The 21,793-nt window shown below is 38.9% G+C and carries 21 protein-coding genes; 7 read left to right on the forward strand and 14 right to left on the reverse strand.

Translation table 11 applies throughout. From position 1 onward, the window contains the following. The first annotated feature begins 35 nt into the window (after positions 1-35). Positions 36-923 (forward strand): cytidine deaminase, encoded by an 888-nt coding sequence (gene cdd / locus FVA69_RS15045; protein WP_110731803.1) that lies wholly within the window; start codon positions 36-38, stop codon positions 921-923. A 157-nt stretch (positions 924-1,080) separates the two neighbouring features. On the opposite strand, the gene FVA69_RS15050 is transcribed toward cdd, so the two are convergent. The 5 genes from FVA69_RS15050 to FVA69_RS15070 all read right to left on the reverse strand — a co-directional run bounded on the left by FVA69_RS15050 (position 1,081) and on the right by FVA69_RS15070 (position 5,314). Next, positions 1,081-1,728, reverse strand: coding sequence for a hypothetical protein (locus FVA69_RS15050; RefSeq protein ID WP_109910993.1), 648 nt, complete (start codon positions 1,726-1,728; stop codon positions 1,081-1,083). Next, the gene (locus tag FVA69_RS15055) at positions 1,715-2,383 is read right to left on the reverse strand and encodes a hypothetical protein (protein WP_109910992.1); all 669 of its coding nucleotides are present in this window, start codon (positions 2,381-2,383) and stop codon (positions 1,715-1,717) included. The genes FVA69_RS15050 and FVA69_RS15055 overlap by 14 nt, the downstream gene beginning before the upstream one ends. A 155-nt stretch (positions 2,384-2,538) precedes the next feature. After that, positions 2,539-3,924: a serine protease gene (locus FVA69_RS15060; protein ID WP_109910991.1), complete on the reverse strand. Its 1,386-nt coding sequence runs from the start codon at positions 3,922-3,924 to the stop codon at positions 2,539-2,541. An 8-nt stretch (positions 3,925-3,932) separates the two neighbouring features. Beyond that, positions 3,933-4,631: a hypothetical protein gene (locus tag FVA69_RS15065; protein ID WP_164529069.1), complete on the reverse strand. Its 699-nt coding sequence runs from the start codon at positions 4,629-4,631 to the stop codon at positions 3,933-3,935. A 59-nt stretch (positions 4,632-4,690) separates the two neighbouring features. Then, entirely contained in the window at positions 4,691-5,314 is a 624-nt protein-coding gene (locus FVA69_RS15070) for a hypothetical protein (protein WP_004909242.1), read from the reverse strand. 425 nt (positions 5,315-5,739) lie between these two features. Between FVA69_RS15070 and FVA69_RS15075 the strand changes: the two genes are divergently transcribed. Continuing rightward, positions 5,740-7,437 carry an NAD-dependent malic enzyme gene (locus FVA69_RS15075; RefSeq protein WP_109910989.1) on the forward strand — a complete coding sequence of 566 codons (1,698 nt, stop codon included), beginning with the start codon at positions 5,740-5,742 and terminating at the stop codon, positions 7,435-7,437. A gap of 282 nt (positions 7,438-7,719) precedes the next feature. Beyond that, entirely contained in the window at positions 7,720-8,601 is an 882-nt protein-coding gene (locus FVA69_RS15080; RefSeq protein ID WP_110731802.1) for a rhomboid family intramembrane serine protease, read from the forward strand. Positions 8,602-8,665: 64 nt separating this feature from the next. Here the strand turns inward: FVA69_RS15080 and FVA69_RS15085 are convergent, their stop codons facing one another. The 5 genes from FVA69_RS15085 to FVA69_RS15105 form a co-directional block, all read right to left on the reverse strand. After that, positions 8,666-9,448, reverse strand: a complete 783-nt coding sequence (locus FVA69_RS15085) for a sulfite exporter TauE/SafE family protein (RefSeq protein ID WP_004909234.1) — start codon at positions 9,446-9,448, stop codon at positions 8,666-8,668. Next, positions 9,448-10,293 (reverse strand): MurR/RpiR family transcriptional regulator, encoded by an 846-nt coding sequence (locus tag FVA69_RS15090; RefSeq protein ID WP_004909230.1) that lies wholly within the window; start codon positions 10,291-10,293, stop codon positions 9,448-9,450. Before FVA69_RS15090 ends, FVA69_RS15085 begins: the two co-directional genes overlap by 1 nt. Before the next feature lie 15 nt (positions 10,294-10,308). Further along, positions 10,309-11,670 (reverse strand): PTS transporter subunit EIIC, encoded by a 1,362-nt coding sequence (locus FVA69_RS15095; RefSeq protein ID WP_164529070.1) that lies wholly within the window; start codon positions 11,668-11,670, stop codon positions 10,309-10,311. Positions 11,671-11,726: 56 nt separating this feature from the next. Next, entirely contained in the window at positions 11,727-12,647 is a 921-nt protein-coding gene (murQ, locus tag FVA69_RS15100; protein WP_164529071.1) for an N-acetylmuramic acid 6-phosphate etherase, read from the reverse strand. 168 nt (positions 12,648-12,815) lie between these two features. Beyond that, entirely contained in the window at positions 12,816-13,511 is a 696-nt protein-coding gene (locus tag FVA69_RS15105; protein ID WP_109910986.1) for a sugar-binding protein, read from the reverse strand. A gap of 368 nt (positions 13,512-13,879) precedes the next feature. Here FVA69_RS15105 and sanA point away from each other — a divergent pair, with 368 nt between their 5' ends. Continuing rightward, complete coding sequence (gene sanA, locus FVA69_RS15110) at positions 13,880-14,584, forward strand: outer membrane permeability protein SanA (RefSeq protein ID WP_109910985.1); 705 nt, start codon at positions 13,880-13,882, stop codon at positions 14,582-14,584. 20 nt (positions 14,585-14,604) lie between these two features. Here sanA and yeiB read toward each other — a convergent pair whose 3' ends face one another. Together yeiB and folE are read right to left on the reverse strand one after the other, a co-directional pair. Beyond that, complete coding sequence (gene yeiB, locus FVA69_RS15115) at positions 14,605-15,750, reverse strand: DUF418 domain-containing protein YeiB (protein WP_123382139.1); 1,146 nt, start codon at positions 15,748-15,750, stop codon at positions 14,605-14,607. A gap of 3 nt (positions 15,751-15,753) precedes the next feature. Next, positions 15,754-16,413, reverse strand: coding sequence for a GTP cyclohydrolase I FolE (folE, locus tag FVA69_RS15120; protein ID WP_004256561.1), 660 nt, complete (start codon positions 16,411-16,413; stop codon positions 15,754-15,756). A 447-nt stretch (positions 16,414-16,860) separates the two neighbouring features. On the opposite strand from folE, the gene moeA reads away from it, so the two are divergent. From moeA to FVA69_RS15135, 3 genes are all read left to right on the forward strand, one after another. Continuing rightward, entirely contained in the window at positions 16,861-18,102 is a 1,242-nt protein-coding gene (gene moeA, locus FVA69_RS15125) for a molybdopterin molybdotransferase MoeA (protein ID WP_110731801.1), read from the forward strand. A gap of 5 nt (positions 18,103-18,107) precedes the next feature. Further along, positions 18,108-18,860, forward strand: a complete 753-nt coding sequence (gene moeB, locus FVA69_RS15130) for a molybdopterin-synthase adenylyltransferase MoeB (protein ID WP_181937022.1) — start codon at positions 18,108-18,110, stop codon at positions 18,858-18,860. A gap of 209 nt (positions 18,861-19,069) precedes the next feature. Next, complete coding sequence (locus FVA69_RS15135) at positions 19,070-19,405, forward strand: zinc ribbon domain-containing protein YjdM (protein ID WP_004909208.1); 336 nt, start codon at positions 19,070-19,072, stop codon at positions 19,403-19,405. A 69-nt stretch (positions 19,406-19,474) separates the two neighbouring features. Here FVA69_RS15135 and FVA69_RS15140 read toward each other — a convergent pair whose 3' ends face one another. Beyond that, positions 19,475-21,049 carry an ABC-F family ATPase gene (locus FVA69_RS15140; RefSeq protein ID WP_231136585.1) on the reverse strand — a complete coding sequence of 525 codons (1,575 nt, stop codon included), beginning with the start codon at positions 21,047-21,049 and terminating at the stop codon, positions 19,475-19,477. A 259-nt stretch (positions 21,050-21,308) separates the two neighbouring features. Continuing rightward, a complete protein-coding gene (locus tag FVA69_RS15145) occupies positions 21,309-21,767 on the reverse strand; it encodes a GNAT family N-acetyltransferase (protein WP_004909204.1) in 459 nt (152 codons plus the stop codon). Between the last annotated feature and the right edge of the window lie 26 nt (positions 21,768-21,793).

Below are 21,793 nucleotides of genomic sequence, written 5' to 3' on the forward strand. Positions count from 1 at the left end.
AATAGAATAAAAATAATTAATTAGGGAGGTAACACATGCATTCACGATTTAAGGCCGCTTGGGCCGAACTTCCAGAAAAGTTACAGTCGGTACTTAGACCAATCATTGATAATTCTGATTTCCGAGGTATGTTAACAGCGGAACAAGTCAAACAGATTAAAGCTGAAGCAGGTGTAAGCGACGCTGAATTAGCCTTTGCGTTGTTGCCTTTCGCTGCGGCTTATGCAATTACTCCAATCTCCCATTTTCACGTTGGTGCAATCGCTTGCGGCGCAAGTGGTAATTTATATTTCGGCGCCAATATGGAATTTAGCCATGTTTCAATGGGGCAAGTGATCCATGCAGAACAGTGTGCAGTGACACACTCTTGGATGAAAGGTGAAACGCAGATTACCTCAATTACCGTGAATTACACACCTTGTGGGCACTGCCGCCAATTTATGAATGAATTGCGTGAAGGCGGTAAAATTATGGTGAATTTACCGGGCCGCACACCCGCAGTACTACACCACTATTTACCCGACTCATTTGGGCCGTCTGACCTCAATATTACTACTTTACTACTCGACCCTGTTGACCATGGCTATAAAAACCAAAGCCGTGACCGGTTATTAAGTGCAGCAATTGAGGCTGCAAACCAATCCCATGCACCTTATAGCCGATCCCATTCAGGAATTGCGTTACAATTAAAAGATGGCTCACTGTTTACCGGACGCTACGCAGAAAATGCCGCATTCAACCCAAGTTTACCACCACTGCAAGCCGCTTTAATTATGATTAACCTTGCAGGTAAAGATATTCACGCCATCGACCAAGCTAAGTTTGTTGAAAAACAAGATGCGATTATCAAACATTGGTGTGTGACCGAAAATACATTACAGGCACTAGGTTGCCAAAATATTGAATTAGCTTATTTGGATTAATTTGATATTGATTTAAAAGTAACGGTTATTGCTGGGAGCTTGAATAAATAGCAATAACCGTATAGTTGTTATTAGAACTTTAATCTTGTTCACAAAACTATTTACCTGCAAAGTGGCCATCCATAATAGGACTCACTAGTTTTGATTAATATATGCCCTAGTAAGTAAATTCATTAAACAATTTTTCTGTTTCATTTATCGTGTCTTCTAATGTAATAACTAAAGGGATCTTTCGCATTTTTTCTAGCCAAGCTTGGCTTTGTTGCTGTTTTATCGATACAGATTGCGCGGCTTCTTCTTTCATGTCTAGCCAAATGCTAGCAAATAACGCTGATTCACCATTAAGTGATTTATTAGAAAAGCTATTTAATAGTTTCCCTATAATTTTATTCTTTTTATCTATAGATAATACTTCAAATACATCTTTAAACAACCAACCTTCATAAGGAATCCCTGAATTTAACATCGCTTCTTTTTTTATTTTAATAAATTCTTGATGTGTAATATCACCAATTGGGATGTTATCACTTTCTTTGCGATTTTTCATAATTCGTCCATATGCTAATTTGACTTCTTTTTGATACCGACTCCGTTTTTCACTGGTGAATGACTCACCCCGTGCCTTCATATGATTATTTAAAAACTCTTTTTCTAGATAAATAAAAATACTGAAATATTTATCACTTGAATCATTTACCTTTTGAGGGTTATATTTTTCATTAAAAGAGTAACCTTTATTTATGAGAATTAAACATGATAAAATTATAAAAATTAATTTAGAAATAATAAATTTAGAAACCATCATTAGAACTCCTTTTATTCTTATTAAAATTCATTGAATTATTAATCATTTCTTCAAACATAAAGTCTAATTCTTTTTCTATATTTTTAACTAAAGTAATCCGCCTCATTTTCTCCAGCCATCTTTTGCTTTTAATTTGCTTGTCTGATGGTGGTTTGGAAGCTTCTCTTACCATTGCATACCAAAGCATCATGAATAATTTAGCTTCCTTCGCAGGATCGTTGTTATTCATCACAAAAACGAACTGTTGCCATAGTGCCTCTCGGTTTCTCTCATTAATAATATCTAAAACATCTGCTAAAATCCAAGCATGATAAGACATTCCCATTTCATTTAAATTCTCACGATAAAAATCCATTGCCTGTTCATGGCTTAATTTTTTAATAAATGCTTCTTTTGGATACTTTAAAAATTCTAACATTGGGTTATTATCTTTTCCCCCCTTGAAAATAACTAATTTTTTTCTATCAAATATTAAATCCTTAGATTCAGAAAAGTATAACATCTGTAGCATAAAGAAAAGACGTGGCGTTTTAACACCTTTTTTTTCACAAAAATTAGTTGTATTTTTTTTATTATATTTTACATTATTTCCTTGAGGATTTTGGCAAGCACCGAGAAGAAAAACTGAAAGCACAACTATTAATTTATAATTCATATACATCCTTGTGATTCATAAAGTTAGAAACCAATAATCTTAAAAATAAATTATGTAAAAAACACATTGCCCACATAAAAAGAAACATCAGTAATCACCATTCGTTTACTAATAACTAAAATAATTTATTTTATTATAAGTAGACTTTTTAAATATTAATTAAAACTAAAAGATCCTCCAGAAGAATAACCACTATAACTAAATTCAGGTATACTTGGCATTGAGGGTATTGAGTATTTATCTTCAAATGAGTCCATTGAATTGTTCATTGATGACATATTGTCTCTTAACTGGCCAATCATATTTTCAAAATGATGGTTATTTCTTATGGTATCTGTAGGGAAGTCTTTAAATCCTGGCGTTCCCGGAAGAACAACACTCGGGCGTTCTAGATAATAATTTGTTGGTGTTTCATTATCCTTAAACCTATCAAGTAGGTTTGTTGTACGAGGTGCTAATTGTCTATTCGGTTCGGATTTTGGATAAGTGCTTTCCAATATCGATTTATCTACCATATTGTGTGGATACTTAATTGGAGGTGTTGACTTGTTGTTTATTGATGGCATATTTCCCCTTAAATCATCAATCATACGATCATAATGAGCAACATCTGGTTGATAATTAACTGATGGTGAATCAAATAAGCCTGTTTCTGGTAATATATAGTCAGGTCTTTCTAAATAATATTCAGACAATAGATTTTTATGTGTAAATTCCGTTTGGCCACGCCAATCTGTTTGTACTTGAAATGATTCTAAATGTTGTGAAGGATAATCCCAAAATGAAAAACGCTCTGTTCCTCTATCAATTAAAGGGTTTCCTGTATTATAAATAATTGTATTTATTCTATCCATATTATCTTCTTCTATATGAGATATAATATTTTGATAAGATTTCTTGGCTGTAACCACCACGCCATCTACTACATTATCAATATCCAGAACTCGTTTAGTCCAACTATGTATTTTAGGCTGCATATGCGCTGGAGCTTCATATAATGCTCTAAACATTATATCTTTAGTATTTATACTTAATAATATTTCACTTTCTATATCACCTACAGAATTTAAAGCTCTCTGCCAATAACTCTCTCTTTGTTCTCTAGGTAACACAAAAAATACAGGTTCTAAAGTCCATGCATCAGAAGGAAGATTATAATAAGAAAATACACTACTATGAAATAATTTAGCCTCTATGTGATTTATATCACCATAGATTACATCCTTTCCATCTTCAAATCTATTTTTTAGGGTTTGAACATAAGCTATTGCCATATCATAGCGAATACGCTCAATTATAAACTCATCTTGCACTCCAATATGCTCTAAAATAGCTTCATCTAAATAATTAAGCGCAAAAGCACCTGAAAGAGAATCACCTTTAACCACACTATTAGCTAATTTAGCATATCGGTCTCCTTTACTTTCCAAATATTCATACATCAACTTTGGTTCTTTGGTTACGTATAAAATTTTAATTGCATTAGAAACATCACTACGAGTTAACTTTAAATCACCCTTTCTAATTTCTTGAGTTCTCATATTATCTCCTAATTTTTAACATGGTCGAGTAAAAAAATGCGTATTTTTTCCCTCATTATATTGCTATTAGATAATTCTTTAGCATCAAAATAAAATTTAACCTTAGTTCCTATTTCTGGAATCAAAAAATATTGAAAACACTTATGATACTTCTCATCAATTGGTAACCATTCACACTCAATTAAAAAAATTACTTCATTATTAATTTCCTTCCAATAATATCCTTTTTTATTAAAATACATATCATCTTTATGACCAATACTTCTTCGTATTGTTACAGTCACTTCAGTAAAATAAAGATCCAACTCTTCATCATAATATAACTCCCCCTTTCTTTTGAGGTACCCCATATCTAAATACACGTGTTTTCTATAACTCAAATATTTTTCAGGGTTTCCTTTTAATGGTTCAGCATAAACTTCTATAATTTTAACATCATTACTTACCTCATTAGATGGTTTCAAATCAGACCAAGACATTCGCATTGGCAGCACTCTAAAATTAGCCTCACACTCTTTTTTATTTTCAATAAACCTTGGGTCAAAATAGCTATACCCTTCATATTCAGCAAATGGAAAAACATACTCGCTAGGAACTTCTATAATATTCTTATTAAACTGCCCACAGACAAAGCCGGGGCGGTTCTCGCCATTTACAATGCAGGAAAATAATAATAACGGTAGAATTAAACAAAAATATAATTTCATAATAATTGACACCTTAATACTTATATAACATTTAGTTTTCAAACTTATTTAAATGAAAACTATGATTTAGCAGAAGCTAATGTTTTACTCATACGTTCATACCATTTATTAATAATTATTTTCTGTTTTTTAGTGGCCTTCTTTTCCTTTTCTAACATCACTTTCATCAAGCTGTATATTACCGATAATTCATGGCCACGGTCTCCGGAAGCTGCCATAATTTTTTGCCAATAAAATTCTTTTTCTTTTTCATCTAATACAGAAAATACCACACCTAAAACCCAAGCTTCTTCGGGTATTTTATTACGTAACATGACCAGATAGTGTATTTCATCTGCTTCTTTATAAGTCATATCATGAGAGACTTTTTCACCTGTACTCTGTTTCTTCGCTTTTCGCTTCAATACTTGAAGCATTTCTAATGCATGGTCATAATTTATTTTGTCTATCAATGTGTTATTAATTGTTTTGTTTTTTTCTTTCATCACCAAATAAAAATAATCTGTTATAACTCGACCAAAAATTGATGAGCCATATTTGTTTTCATAGAAATAGCTGTCAATATTCCTTAGTGTTTCGATTGGGTTATAGTCTGCTCTTGAATGATTCATTCCTCCTAGAAATGCCATAATAAGTAATATATAAATACGCTTATTTCTTAACACCCCATTAATTAAATTCATAAAACTCCTTAGTGAAAAATGAAATATAAAATAAAATTCAACTTATATAAATTTAAAACTTGCAGCAATATATGATATTTAAAAATATAATTTAACTTTCAGTGAATCCGTTTTTTCTCTCTGTAACTGACTAAAAATAAGAAAAAACATGAAAAAATTGAACCCGCAGAAAAGCTAAACTAACGTTTGAAAACGTAAAAATAACGATGAGACATTCATTATTTGCCTAAGCGTGATCTACCTACCGTAATGCGTATGCCGTTATCGGCTTTCATTCCCTTCCGCGCATAAACTCCTTATCATATGCACAATATTTTTCAGTAAATTTTTTAACGCTTTTTTATCATTATTTACTGTACATATTTGCTGTTTAGCTTAGGATCTACCCTGACTTTGTTGATTAATCGTCCGAAGAGTGATATTTCATGGAACATGAGTACGAAACAAAACGCCCTCTCTATATACCCTACGCTGGCCCAATTTTGCTTGAATTCCCTTTGCTGAATAAAGGAAGCGCCTTCACCGAAGAAGAGCGTGCAAATTTTAACTTGCATGGTTTACTTCCTGAACAAGTAGAAACCATCGAAGAACAAGTTGAACGTGCCTACCGCCAATTAATTGATTTTAAATCAGATATTGATAAACACATTTATCTGCGAAATATTCAAGACACCAACGAAACCTTATTTTATCGCCTTATAGATGCTCACCTCACTGAAGTAATGCCTATTATCTATACCCCAACCGTGGGTGAAGCTTGTGAGCATTTCTCTGACATTTATCGTCGTGCACGTGGTTTATTTATTTCTTATCCAAATCGTGAATACATCGACGACATGCTACAAAACGCCACCAAACAAAATGTGAAAGTGATTGTTGTTACTGATGGCGAACGTATTTTAGGCCTTGGTGACCAAGGTATCGGTGGTATGGGCATCCCAATTGGGAAACTCTCTCTCTATACCGCGTGCGGGGGTATCAGCCCTGCTTATACCTTACCTATTGTTATTGACGTAGGAACCAACAACCCACAGCGTCTGAATGACCCTCTGTATATGGGATGGCGTCACCCACGTATTACTGGTGATGAATACAACGAGTTCCTTGATGAATTTGTTCAGGCAGTTAAACGCCGCTGGCCAAACGTATTATTGCAATTTGAAGATTTCGCACAGAAAAATGCGATGCCTTTATTAACCCGTTACCGTGATGAACTATGCTGTTTCAATGATGATATTCAAGGCACCGCGTCAGTTGCATTAGGTAGTTTAATTGCCGCCAGCCATGCCGCAGGCAGTAAGTTAAGTGACCAACGCGTGACTTTCTTAGGTGCAGGCTCAGCGGGTTGCGGTATCGCAGAACAAATTATCGCTCAAATGAAATCTGAAGGGTTAAGCGACGAAGAAGCGCGTTCGCGCATTTATATGGTTGATCGTTTTGGTTTATTAACCGATAAACTGCCTAATTTACTCGATTTCCAAGCCAAATTAACCCAAAGCAGTGGAAATTTAACCGACTGGGATGTTAACAGTGACTCAATTTCACTGTTAGATGTCGTACGCAATGCCAAACCAACCATATTGATTGGTGTGTCTGGCCAAGCTGGGTTATTCACAGAAGAAATCATTAAAGAGATGCATAAGCACTGTGAACGCCCTATTGTGATGCCGTTATCTAACCCAACATCACGTGTTGAAGCTCGCCCTGAAGACATTATCAATTGGACTGATGGCAAGGCCTTAGTCGCAACAGGAAGTCCATTTAACCCAGTGTCTTACAAAGACCAAGTGTTCCCAATTGCACAATGTAACAACTCCTATATCTTCCCGGGTATTGGTCTTGGTGTGATTGCCTCTGGTGCTAAACGTGTCACTGATGGCATGTTAATGGCTGCCAGCCGTGCTCTCGCCAGCTGTTCGCCACTAGCCAAAAATGGCGAAGGTGCGCTATTGCCTTTACTGTCTGATATCCAAGATGTTTCACGCATTATTGCTAAACAAGTGGCAAAAGAAGCACAAGTTCAAGGTGTGGCAACGGTCACTTCGGATAGCGCGCTTGATGAAGCTATTGAACGCAATTTCTGGAAGCCTGAGTACCGTACCTATAAACGAACTTCGTTTTAATTTGTCATAATGACGTTGAAAGGAGCTCTTAGAGCTCCTGAGGTTATTGACAAAGCGGGATAAAAGCGTGGTTTTTCCCGCTTTGTGTTATCAGCCGAAAATCAATAAATTGATTTTCCTAATTTATTTTCAAAACCTATCAGACTTGCTGCTCTTTAGAGCTCTTTTTTTGTTTTTTATGACCCCTACAAAATGATATCTGCATTCTCAGATAATGATAAATTGCGCTAAACAAATCACTTATTTAAGATAACGGCCATGACTGATTAATAGGACATTTACATGACTGGCGACCTCAATACTGCTATTCCACAGAAACCTAAGTTTTCCCTATGGGCAATAGCCCTAACGCTTTTTATTGCAGTGCTGAATATTGTTGTTTATTTTTACCAGCTCAATTATGCCGCCCCACTCGATTCCCAAGAAAATAACTTATTGTTATTTGGTGCCAATGTTTACCAACTTTCATTAACTGGGGATTGGTGGCGTTATCCAGTCAGTATGGTATTGCACTCAGGTGGTATGCACCTTGCTTTAAATACATTGGCCTTGTTTGTTATTGGGATTGAATGCGAACGCACCTATGGAAAATTTAGGATGCTCGCGATATACCTATTTTCAGGTATTGGTGCCGCATTTTTTAGTGCTTATTGGCAATATAGCGAAGCCATTAAGGAAGCAGCAAGCCGAGCATCAATGAATGCATGGAACAGTTTATATTTACCTGATAACACAGTGTATATTACTGTTGGCATTGGTGCATCTGGTGCCATTATGGGGTTAGCTGCGGCTTCTGTCATTGATTTATTAAAAAGAATTAATCACCCCAACCTTTCTCTTGAAGAACGCAACCAATTAAAACGCCCGCTATATAATATTATTGGGATGATTGCGTTAACTCTTATCAATGGTTTGCAGTCAGGTATTGACAACGCAGCTCATATTGGTGGCGCAATACTCGGTGCGGTTATCAGTGGCGCTTTTGTACTAGCTCCCCATGCAACAGCTCGAGCAAAACTGCTGTCTAGTGGCTTAATTGTACTTATAGCCGCCGCCTTACTCACTATTACACTCAGCCAGTTTTCTTCCTTACAAGACGAAGACCTAAACTATGAGCGCCAATTTATTTACCAAGAAATGACAAAAGAGCTTAATCAGCGATAAACGCACCGTTTTTAGTGAAGAGTCAGTCCTATTATTAACAACATCAATAATAGGACTCATGACCCTAGAAGGTGAATAAATTCATTGTCATCATTACTGCACTACAGGTAATTAATAACAATGTAATGTATTGAAAGGTGCGTTCAGATAAACGGATCAGTAAATATTTAGCCAGTGGCATCACAATCAATGCCCCTGCACACAATATCAGCGCCAATTTTAAATCCGTATAGCCATCTTGCGCATAAGCTAAAGCAGAGGAACCGGATAACACGGTTGTTACAAAAATCGATGTGCCAATTGCTTGCTTAATATTTAGTTGCATATAGCGCAATAACATAGGGAGAACAACCACCCCACCACCAACACCCGTTGCACCAAGTACAACACCCGCCAAGATAGCTGGCACAGCCATGGATTTTAGCTGGTCCCCTTTCGCCGTTTCTTGTTTGATGATCGAAACAAAAAACATTCGCTGAATAAATAAATAGAGCGAAAAAATAATGGCAGCAGCCACTAAGAGATTAATCCCCCACTCAACTTGTTTTTCATACCCCGGTAACCCCCCCAGCCATGTCACAAACAAACTAGAGAGAAAGGTGCTCGGTAACATAATCGCTAACACAATCATTGCCCCTTTAAAGGGAATATTGCCTAGTCGAAAATGCATATAAGAAGAAGAAACCTTCATTAACATCGAAAGAAAATTGGCAGTGGCTACTGCCGCTAATGCATTTAGCCCAAAAAAATAGGTCAGTATCGGTAATACAATCACACCACCACCGACACCCGTTGTGCTAATAATCAGCCCAATCAGTGCACCTATCGCTAACTCCGTTACAATCATTAACTCTTGCCTTGTATCAGTGCTCGTCGCCCTTTTTGTAATGCTTCATTTGCATCACTATCTGCTAACGTGAGGTATTTAAAAAATAATGTATCGAAAGTAATCATCTGTAACACTTGGGGGGTGATGATGCCTAATTGGGAGTGTTGCTCATCATAAAAATAAGGCAAGGCGAAGTCCGCTAACTTCATCGCTTCATCTTGGCCAAAACGCGTCAGTGCGACTGTCGGGCATCCGGTTTCTTTTGCAGAACGAAGCATGCTATTGATTTCTTGAGTATTTCCGCGTGCCGTTACCGCAATAGCAAGGTCTTCTGGCCCCAAATTTGCCGAGTAACTTAGCTGAACATGCAAATCATAACTAAACAGTGCATGTTTATTAATGCGAATTAATTTATGGAAAATATCACTGGCAACAATAGCTGAAGACCCGACACCAAACAGCACAATACGTTTGGCCTGGTACATTTTTTGCGCAATCGTATCCACAACTGGTGGTTCAAGCAGATCCAGTGATTTTTCAATAGCCGAAATAAACATGTGCCCCGTTTTAGCGATAATCTGAGAAGTATCATCGTGGCGACTCAGATTACCGTATAGGCTTTCGGCTTTGTGTTGTTTCTCATCCGACAAATAATCGACTTTAAATTCAGGATAGCCACGGTACCCCATTTGACGTGAAAAGCGGATAACAGATGCACTACTTACCCCAGCCGCCTGCGCCAACTCCGCTGCATTCATCGCGATAAGACTTTCGCGGTTATCCAGCAAAAAGGTGGCAATACGTTGTTCTGTGCCTTTACCGCGTGTCTGCAAGCTTTCCAGTTTTACCGTCAGTGTCGACATGGCTTTTCCTTCTAATTATTTTTCTGGATCAGTGAAGCCTATTATCATACTGGCAATGAACCCGACAATCCATGCACCCGCAACAGCAATTAAGAAATCCAATATTTGGCCATCACCCACTAATGGAATTAATGATAACCCGGCAGTACCAAATGGAATGATGATCCCGACATGGAAGAACGCCATTAATGCGCCGCCAGCTGCGCCACCAATACAACCTGCAATGAATGGTTTACCTAATGGTAATGACACACCAAATAAAAGTGGTTCACCGACACCAAAAATACCCACAGGTAACGCACCGACTAATGTTTTCTTCAAGCGTTGGTTTTTGGTTTTTAAATAAACCCAGAAACATGAACCCACTTGCCCCATTCCACCCATGGCTAAAATTGGGAACAAGTAATTCAGGCCAAACGTTTGTAAAATTTCAGCATGAATTGGGATCAAGCCTTGGTGTAAACCCGTTAATAATAAGAATAAGAAACTACCGCCTAAAATACCGCCCGTCGCCACGGCACCACCGCCACTATTTAATAAAGCGACAGAAACACCTTGCGCTAAAATTTGGTTTAAGTAATGTCCTGCAGGTTGGAACACTACAATTGCCACCATCGCTGAGACTAAAATGGTCACAAATGGCGTCACGATGAGGTCTAAGCTTTCTTTAATGATACTTCTAAACCACACTTCAAATTTAGAAGAGAAAACGACCACCATAAGCACTGCAAAAATTCCCCCACTACCCGGGACTAACTTCGAGCCAAATAAGGTGATATCCGCTAAACCTGGCATTGAAAGTAATCCAGCCATGACCGCACCAATTGAGGTAGATGCACCAAGCTCTTTCGCAGTATTCACCCCAATCATAATTGAAAGATAAACAAAGACTGCACTACCAATCAATTTTAATAACTTAAATAATTCAGGGAATTGTTCAACAACGCCTGGTGCCACTAAACGCACAATATTGATCAACCCCATAATCAAACCACAACCAATCAGTGCAGGAATGGTTGGAACAAAAATGGCGGCCAACGTATTTAGCATACGTCGTATGGAAAATGCTTTTTTCTCTGCTGGTGCTGCAATTTCCGTTGTTGCAGAGGTACTACCTTGCATGCGTTTGTTCATCACCGAAAAGACTTTCGCTGCGGTTCCCATTCCAACAATCACTTGTTGTTGCTCACCATTGAAAATAACGCCTTTTACACCCTCAATTTGTTTCAAAGCTTCAGCATCGAATTTACTGTTATCTTTTAAAACTAAACGGATACGCGTCATACAGTGAGTTAATGTTGCCACGTTCTCAAAGCCGCCCGCATATTTTTCTATTTCTCTGGCGAGTACTTCCAGATGTTCTATCTTATTAGCCATATGATTCCCCTGATGTTGACTGAGCCAGTAAACCCGCTCTTCATCACGCTATCCCATTACTTAACGGTGATTGCTAACATGCTGTCCAAGGTGGTGTTTGGATGCTGTTGAACAATATCCGTTGCTTGCTGTGCATTAATCTGTAGCTCATGCATTAAAATTGCGCGTCGTGGATGATAATCCACTTGTGCCAATAACCCTGCCGCGGTGTGTTCATCAATACCGCAGACTTCACTAACAATCCGTTCTGCGCGGCGCAGTAATTTGATATTACTAGCAACGACATCAACCATTAAATTAGTATGAATACGACCTAATCGCCCCATTACACAGGTACTTAGTATGCCTAAAATCATTTTTTGTGCAGTACCGCTTTTCATGCGAGTTGAACCCGATAACACTTCAGGGCCAACATCGGGTGCAATAGCTAATTTTGCGACATCACTGACTAATCCCCAGCCTCGCGTGGTAATAGCCACCGTTAACGCACCGATTTCATTGGCGTATTCAATACCTGCTAAAGTAAATGGTGTACGTCCACTGGCAGCAATCCCCACCACGACATCTTTTGCGCAAAGCTGGCGCTTTTTAAGCTCATCAATCGCTGATTCCGCTGAATCCTCAATATTTTCAACCGCTTTTAACATTGCATCTTGGCCACCCGCAATAATCGACTGTACCATTTCAGGCGAAGTACCAAATGTTGGTGGGCATTCTGCACTGTCCAATACAGCTAGCCTGCCACTGGTACCCGCCCCAATGTAAAACAAGCGTCCACCTTGCTTTAAGCACTCAGCAACAGCATCAACCACTTGGGCAATCGCAGGTAGAACGGCCTGAATAGCACCTGCAACCGTACTATCTGCTTGGTTAATAACGTTCACCATAGAGAGTGTATCCAAACGTGAAAACTGTTGCGTTTCCTGATTGAATTCATTGTGTAGACAGTCACTCAGAGTATTTTCGGCTAGAGACATTCAAACGCCCTCATGAAATTTAATTTCATTAAAAAATACATTAAATGAATTTTTATTTCAATTTAAATCACTGCGATTTCATCCAACTTAATTGCAGGTTATGATCTTTCTCACAATATTACGTTTGTATTGAAAAGCTACCGGTGACGAAAGCCACCGGCGATAGCGCTATTTTACGAACTTGCAGGTTCCGAAGGCTGATGGGATGTGAAAATCAGGTTTAACGGAATCAGGTTTGATCCAGCTAATCCATTTACGCACTTGCTTTGGCTCACCTGCACTAAACTCTCCGCGCAAAATGGCACACATTAGTGTCTGTTTGTCCGCATCTTGCCATAAATCGAGTTTAGTAAATTCATCTAAATCAATTTTTCCTGTTAATACATAACCATTTGGCGTTATTTCACCCACCGTTTGTAATGTTTCCCAGTTCCAACTTGGGTCAACTTCACGATAATAATTAGCTTTTGCATCGAAAGTACGCCCTTTCGGGTCCATTTCCGCCGTGTAATACGGTTTTAATTCAGGACTAGTCGCGAAAAAGAGTTCAACTCGGTCAGAATCTAACACCGCCTGGTCTTTATCTGAGTTATCACCTAGCTGAATATCTTTATCATCTGCAATAAATCGGAAATATAATGTGTCATCACTCCACAGGGCACGAAAATCTGTTTTAGGAGCCGCTTCCTTTTCCCATGGGTAAGTAAAATCGGTTAATACTTCTGCTTTTTCCCAGACTTCCGTACTTTTTGTCGCATCATTGAGTGATTTTAACTGATCGGTATGATTGATTTGGTATTCTTTCGCCGCCACACTTGCTGTAACAAGTACAGCACTTGTGGCTAATAATGTCGTTAGTTTCATACTTTCCTCACCTTCCTGATTAAAAATCTGTTATTCACAAAAAACCATTAAAGAAACAATATTTCACAATCAATTCAAAATATAGAATTAAAATTTCATAATATATAGCTTCATTCTATAAAAACTATCATGATGTGAAGCTGCTCACTCTTTGATGAGAATGTGATTTATCTTTTTCATCCAATGTCTGATTAATTTTGATTCAATTAATAGGCTTAATATTAGTTAACCCCGATTGTAATGTAGACATTGACATGATTTTACGTTACGCGACTTGCGTCACTAATTTAAGTCAAGTAGCCTAGAGATACTGGCCTATTGAGGCTAACAATTTCTAAATTATGACTCTTTATTATCAAGGCTAGGACATGAGGAAACGTCTGTTTTTTGGTCTTATTATTCTTGCAGGGATCGCATTTACGACCATATTGTTGCTTGATCGCTGGATAAGCTGGGATACCGCCCCCTATATCTATGAAGATGTAGAAAAATTGCCTGCGCGCGATGTCGGGATGGTACTTGGCACATCCAAATATTATTCCTCTGGCGTTAATAACCTCTACTATACCTATCGTATTAAAGGCGCAGCTGAGGCATACCACAGTGGAAAAGTTAAGTATTTACTTCTTAGTGGTGATAATGGCGCACATAATTACAATGAGCCAATCAACATGCGTAAAGATTTAATAAAAGAAGGGGTTCCAGCCTCTAAAATTGTGCTCGATTTTGCAGGTTTTAGGACATTAGACTCGGTGGTACGTACTAAAAAAGTGTTTGATACCGATAACTTTACCATTATTACCCAGCGTTTTCATTGTGAACGAGCGGTTTTTATCGCCAAACATAAAGGTATTGATGCGCAGTGTTTAGCGGTTCCGACACCATCTGGAATGTATAAAGTAAGAGTACGTGAAGTATTTGCACGGCTAGGTGCTCTGGCGGATTTATATATTTTAAAACGCGAACCTAAATTTTTAGGTGAGCAAGAATCCATCCCTGCTCCCATTAAAATGCCTGCAGGAATTAAAGGCTATCCGGCTGTTTCACCGGATGAAGTCAATAAATTGAATTAGACCTATAAGTAGATGAACCTTCATCTACTTATTAACTTTCCCGTCAATTTGCGCCAACACCATTCAAGAGGCCCCTGGCTAAAAAACATTAACCAATAATAAGAAAACAATAAATTTGCTCCCCAAATAACGGGAACCAAAACAAGTAATTCAACCCGTGTAAATTGCCCAAAATAGCCTAAGTGGTAAAACAGTGTGGTACAAATTAGCGTTTGCAAAATATAATTACTCAACGCCATACGACCCACATATTGCAGCCCATGGATTATTTTGTTGTTTACCACTATCCCCCAAAAGCCATACACCAGAGCTATATATCCTAAAGATTGAAATGGAATAACTAGCTCATTAATAATATAACCAATGATTGATGTTGAAAAATAGCTCCAATTGAATTGGCTTTGTATGTATAGCGAAACTATTTGAATCAATAACGATGGCAAGATAAATATGCAGGCTATTTTGCGATAATGTTGAGCGGTGAATTGCCCTCGTAACCAACCATTTTTCATTAACAACGCGCCAATAATCATCAACGCAGATAATTGCCAGCCATATTGGATAACCAGCATTTCAACCATCTTGAGCATCTCTGATGCTCGATAATACACACCATCCATTCCCCCAGAGGTATGTATAGTATATTCAAATGCTAATTGCTTATCCGAGGTTTGCCAAAAACCTGAGGGATCTACACCACTTCCCAACACGAGCAAGATGACTAGCCCAATCAAATATAGTGATAGTGCTATTTTCAATAAAAAACCATCATCATATTGATTAAGCAAATAGGTTACCAACAAGCCCGTTAATGCATAGGCCAAAAGAATATCACCGTCCCAAAAGCCAACCCCATGAATCACCCCGAACAGAGCTAAAACAAATAAACGACACTGGTTCCAACGAAGAGAACGAGGCTGCAACAACACGAGAGTTGCCCCAAAGAGGATGGAAAAAATAGCGAGAGCTTTACCTTGAAAAAGGACATTGAAAACACCCCAGAGGTAAGCCTCTGACTCGGGTGTTGTATTGGTGTAATAAGGGTTTAAATACGCCGCTTGTGGTAAAGCAAAAGCAAAGATATTCATTAAAAGAATACCTAAAATCGCTATACCACGGACGGCGTCAAGCGCGTCAATACGACTTGACGGTGTCGTTGTTGTCATAAATTATAAATGACGAACTGCACGTAAAAATTCTTGCCGTGTGTTTTGGCTTGATTTAAACAACCCGCCTAATGACGTTGTTGTTGTTGCACTTGTTGCGTCACGAATACCACGTGCTTTCACGCAATAATGCACTGCATCTATGCAAACAGCCACATTCGTAGTTCCCAGTAATGTTTGCAAAGCAACCAAAATTTGCTGTGTTAAACGCTCTTGCACTTGTGGGCGTTGTGAAAAAAATTGCACAATCCGGTTAATTTTCGATAAACCAATAACTTTATCTTTTGGAATATAGGCAACCGTTGCTTTTCCATCGATCGTAACAAAGTGGTGTTCACAGGTGCTTGTAAGCGTAATATCACGCACGGTGACCATTTCATCCACTTTCATTTTATTTTCAATCAGAGTGATTTTTGGAAAGTTCGCGTAATCTAGCCCTGAAAAAATTTCATCAACATACATTTTTGCGATGCGACGAGGGGTATCAGCTAAACTGTCATCGGTTAAATCCAAATTCAGCAGCGTCATGATCTCTGTCATGTGCCCTTCAATCAGTTTCTTGCGTTCGTCGCCTGATTTTGGCTGGATACGCAAAGGCGTTTCTAAGCCTCTTGCCTCCAGTGCGGCATGAACTAATTCGGCCTCTTTACTCAGAGATGACATGTGATCCTCCACAAATGGTATAACTATTTTTATAAAATGCAGGTGTGCGGTACTCTAAAACAGCAGGTACAGATAATCCAGTACAACATGGATAATTACCGTGAAATATTTGCATTTATTCATGCAATTCATTCACCCTGTCAATCTATTCTTTAAAAGGTTTTACACCTTATATACGGTGATTAATAGCACATTTTTTATTGATACATTAATTTTAAAAGATAAATATAAAGTGCCTAGAATATTTAACATGATTATAGCAGCAACAGTTTTGTTATTTTGTGCATAATTTTCTCTGTGCTAATACCAGCTGATTGACTAAATCTCACTAAAAGCTATCTGTAATCAATTTCTATTCATTCACCCACTAATGGATTTCTGCCATAATATGCATTACGAACACATTTTAAGCCTCAAGGCAGATAACAATAATGAGGGTCATTATTTATGGATCAGTGTCATACTAACGATTTGATTTCTCTAGATGTTGCATTGGAAAAATTACTATCTCAAACAAAAACCGTCACAGATACCGAAATCATTCCACTGACCTCCTCTGCACAGCGCATCATTGCGACAGACCTGATTTCCCCTATCAATGTCCCACCATTTGATAATTCTGCTATGGATGGCTATGGCTTACGTTTTGCCGATTGGGATGGGAAAACACCAATGCCAGTGGCAGGTAAATCATTTGCCGGCAACCCAATGGAAGGCGAATTAAAAGCAGGTTGCTGCGTGCGTATTATGACGGGCGCCCCAATCCCACAAGGTGTGGATACGGTTGTGATGCAAGAGTCTACAGAGCAAACGGACGAAGGCATTGTATTTACCCAACCTATTAAACAAGGTAGTAACGTTCGTAAAGCAGGGGAAGATATTGCCCAAGGCAGTGCAGTGTTCCCAGCAGGAACGTTACTCACAACAGCCCAACTGCCGTTAATTGCTTCACTGGGGATTGCAGATGTCACCGTATATCGTCGCCTTAAAGTTGCCGTTTTTTCAACGGGCGATGAGCTACAAGCCGTTGGCCTTCCTTTAGCAGATGGGCAAATTTATGATACTAACCGTTTCACCGTTCGCCTGATGCTTGAAAAACTTAACTGCGAAGTACTTGATCTAGGTGTGATACCGGACTCGCCAGAAAAACTCAAACAAACCTTTATCGAAGCTAACCAACACGCTGATTTGGTCATCAGTAGTGGCGGCGTTTCCGTGGGTGAAGCTGACTATACCAAACAAATTTTGGATGAATTAGGCACGATTGGTTTTTGGAAGTTAGCCATTAAACCAGGAAAACCCTTTGCATTTGGTAAGTTAAGTGACGCTTGGTTTTGTGGGCTACCGGGGAACCCTGTTTCTGCCGCACTCACCTTCTACCAATTGGTTCAACCACTGATTGCACGCCTTTCAGGACACAGCCAATGGCGTGCCCCGCTACGCTTCAAAGTTCCGGTTACCACCGCGTTGAAGAAAAGCCCTGGTCGTTTAGATTTTCAACGAGGAATTCTAAGCGCTAATGAACAAGGACAATTGCAAGTCGCCACGACGGGTCACCAAGGCTCACACGTGTTTAGTTCATTTAGTTTAGCTAACTGCTTTATTGTCCTTGAAAGAGAACGTGGCCGTGTTGAAGCGGGTGAAATGGTTGAAGTCGAAATGTTTAACTATTTATTAAAAAGTGAATAATAACAGTGCAAGAGCTTAGCGATCCGGAAATGTTGCGGTACAACCGCCAAATTATCCTCCGTGGGTTTGATTTCGATGGGCAGGAAAAACTTAAAGCTGGCAAAGTGCTGGTTATTGGCCTTGGTGGTTTAGGCTGCGCTGCAACTCAATACCTTGCCGCAGCAGGTGTTGGTCACCTGACATTGGTGGATTTCGACACCGTGTCATTATCTAACTTACAACGGCAAGTGTTGCATCGTGATGCGACCATTGATATGCCAAAAGTTGATTCTGCAAAAACACAGCTTGCAGCCATTAACCCACATATCCAAATTGATACCGTCAATGCACAGCTAGATGATGCACAACTTGATGAATTAATCACACATCATGATGTGATCTTAGATTGCACTGATAACGTCGCCATTCGTGAACAGCTCAACCGGTTGTGTTTACCGCATAAAAAACCATTGGTTTCAGGTGCAGCTATCCGCATGGAAGGACAATTATCTGTTTTCACTTATGAAGAAAGTACTCCTTGCTATCACTGTTTAAGCCGTTTATTTGGTGACAATAACTTAACTTGCGTTGAAGCTGGGGTCATGTCCCCTTTAGTCGGGACCATTGGTACGCTAGAGGCGATGGAAGCAATTAAATTATTAGCTAATTATGGGAAGGTTAATTCAGGAAAAGTATTGCTATTTGATGCAATGACAATGGATTTCCGCCAATTTAGACTTAGCAAAGACCCGCATTGTGAAGTCTGTGCTAAAGGCTAACGGCTAAATTTTCGAGCAAGTTGACTTTTTTCATCATTCAGGCGAGGCTTTTCTCGCCTTTTTCCTATTTCAATCACACTAAAATTAAGAATAATCCGAAAAAATAATTTAATTGTCCTTTCACCTTATACTATCCCTCTTTTGTGGTGCTTGATGGTTTAAATATCACCACTGTTTATTCTTTTGATAAAGTTACTGAGAGTATGAATATGCAATTCCCTCCTTGCCCGAAATGCCAGTCTGAATACACCTATACTGATAACGATATGTATATCTGCCCTGAGTGCGCGCATGAATGGAATGATGCCGAGCCTGTAGCTGATATTGATGAATTAATTGTAAAAGATGCCAATGGCAACCTGCTAGCTGATGGCGATACCATCACCGTGATTAAAGATCTCAAAGTCAAAGGCAGCTCTTCAATGCTAAAAATCGGTACCCGCGTTAAAGGTATCCGTTTGGTCGAGGGCGACCACAATATCGACTGTAAGATTGATGGTTTCGGTCAAATGAAATTGAAATCTGAGTTTGTGAAGAAAAACTAAGTTTACTTCGCCCATTAAAAAGCCCTCAATCAAAACTGAGGGCTTTTTGTTTCTAATCCAAAACGATATTTAAAGCACTACTCCTTGGCTTGTCAGGTATTCATCATAACTACCTTTGAAATCAATTACTTTATCTTCTTTGATTTCTAAAATACGGCTCGCCAACGAGCTAACAAACTCACGGTCATGGGAAACGAAAATTAACGTTCCTTTGTATAATTCGAGGGCTAAGTTTAATGACTCGATGGATTCCATATCCAAGTGGTTGGTTGGTTCATCCATAATCAAAATATTTGGCTGTTGCATCATTAACTTGCCAAATAACATACGCCCTTGTTCACCACCGGATAACACTTTAACTTTCTTTTTAATGTCATCTTGAGAAAACAGTAAACGGCCTAAAATACTGCGCACCGCTTGCTCGTCATCCCCTTCATTTTTCCACTGACTCATCCAGTCAAACACGGTTAAATCTGTTTCAAAATCTTCTGCGTGGTCTTGGGCATAGTAACCAATGTTACTGTTTTCTGACCATTTAACCATTCCGCTAGTTGCAGGCTGCTCGCCCACCAACGTTTTTAAGAATGTCGTTTTACCGATACCATTAGCACCAATAACCGCCATTTTTTCGCCAACTTCCAGTAATAAATTGATGTTTTTGAATAATGGCCCTTGATCATAACCATTGGTCACTGCTTCTAATTCAAGTGCATTTCGGAACAATTTTTTCTCTTGTTCAAAACGAATGAATGGGTTTTGACGGCTAGACGCTTTCACCTCATCCAATTGAATTTTATCAATTTGACGTGCACGAGAAGTCGCTTGTTTCGACTTAGAGGCATTCGCGCTAAAGCGGCTAACGAAAGACTGTAACTCAGCAATTTGCGCTTTTTTCTTCGCGTTATCCGATAATAGGCGCTCACGCGCTTGGGTTGCCGCAATCATATATTCATCATAGTTACCTGTGAATAAACGCAATTCACCGTAATCTAGGTCAGCCATGTGCGTACATACGGTATTCAAAAAGTGCCTATCATGGGAAATAATGATCATTGTGCAGTTACGATCGTTCAGCACTTGCTCTAACCAACGAATAGTATCGATATCCAAGTTATTCGTCGGCTCATCGAGTAATAAGATGTCTGGGTCAGAAAATAGGGCTTGTGCCAACAGCACACGCAGTTTCCAGCCTGGTGCAACTTCACTCATTGGCCCATAGTGTTGTTCAACAGGAATACCTACACCCAACAATAATTCACCGGCACGAGCTTCCGCGCTATAACCGTCCATTTCACCATAAGCGACCTCTAGATCAGCCACGCGGTAGCCGTCTTCTTCGCTCATTTCAGGTAAGGCGTAGATTCTATCGCGCTCTTGTTTGACGTCCCACAGCTCGCTATGACCCATAATCACGGTATCAAGTACGGTAAATTCTTCAAATGCGAACTGATCTTGGCGAAGTTTACCAATACGCTCATTTGGATCAGTCGTGCTCACATTTCCAGCTGTAGGGGTTAAATCTCCCCCTAAGATCTTCATAAATGTGGATTTACCCGCGCCATTTGCGCCGATCAAACCATAACGGTTGCCTGTGCCAAATTTAACTGAAATGTTTTCAAACAGTGGCTTACTGCCAAACTGCATAGTGATATTGTTCGTTGTTAACACTGCTATGCCTTAAATTAAACGGTGTAAAATAGCCTGCGATGATTAGAGGCCCATGACTACGGCGTGCAAAATAACCCAAAATAATCATTTGAGCAGTAAAATGCATTCCATGCATGGTCATTAGAGTACGGCAGGTATAAATAGCGGCGCATTATGCCATATTACGCCGCTTAGATCTTGTGCTGTTTTCAGCAAATTGATTAACACGAAAGGAAAGACCGATTATATTGCCAAACTATAGTGTGATCCCCATAGTACGACTGATTTCAGTAAGCCCTTCTCGTTCATAAAACTTAATCGCTTTATGATTTTGCGCTAATACTGACAGCTCCAAGTGGCTCAGTTGTCGACTTTTCGCCCACGCTTTCATCGCAGTTAGTAATTTTTGCCCTGCTTTTTCACCACGGAAATTAGGATCAACCACTAGGTCAAAAATATAACCAAAATTTCGAGGAACAATGCAGCTATAAGGGTCAGCGATTTGCTGTTGTGCAATACAAAACCCTTTAATCTCACCGTTGAATTCAGCAACTAACACATAAAATTTATCGTCAATAATTGCATTTTCAATAAATTCCTTAGCCTGTTCAGCGGGTTGTAAGCGCTCAGGGTCAAGTAATGCCATCTCCGAAAACAAAATTTGGTAAAGTGAAAGAATAGAGTCCACATCATTTTTGATAGCTTCCCTTATCATGCATTCCTCTCTGTTATTTCAGTATT

This window comes from Providencia sp. PROV004 (genome assembly GCF_011045615.1).
Lineage (GTDB): Bacteria > Pseudomonadota > Gammaproteobacteria > Enterobacterales > Enterobacteriaceae > Providencia > Providencia rettgeri.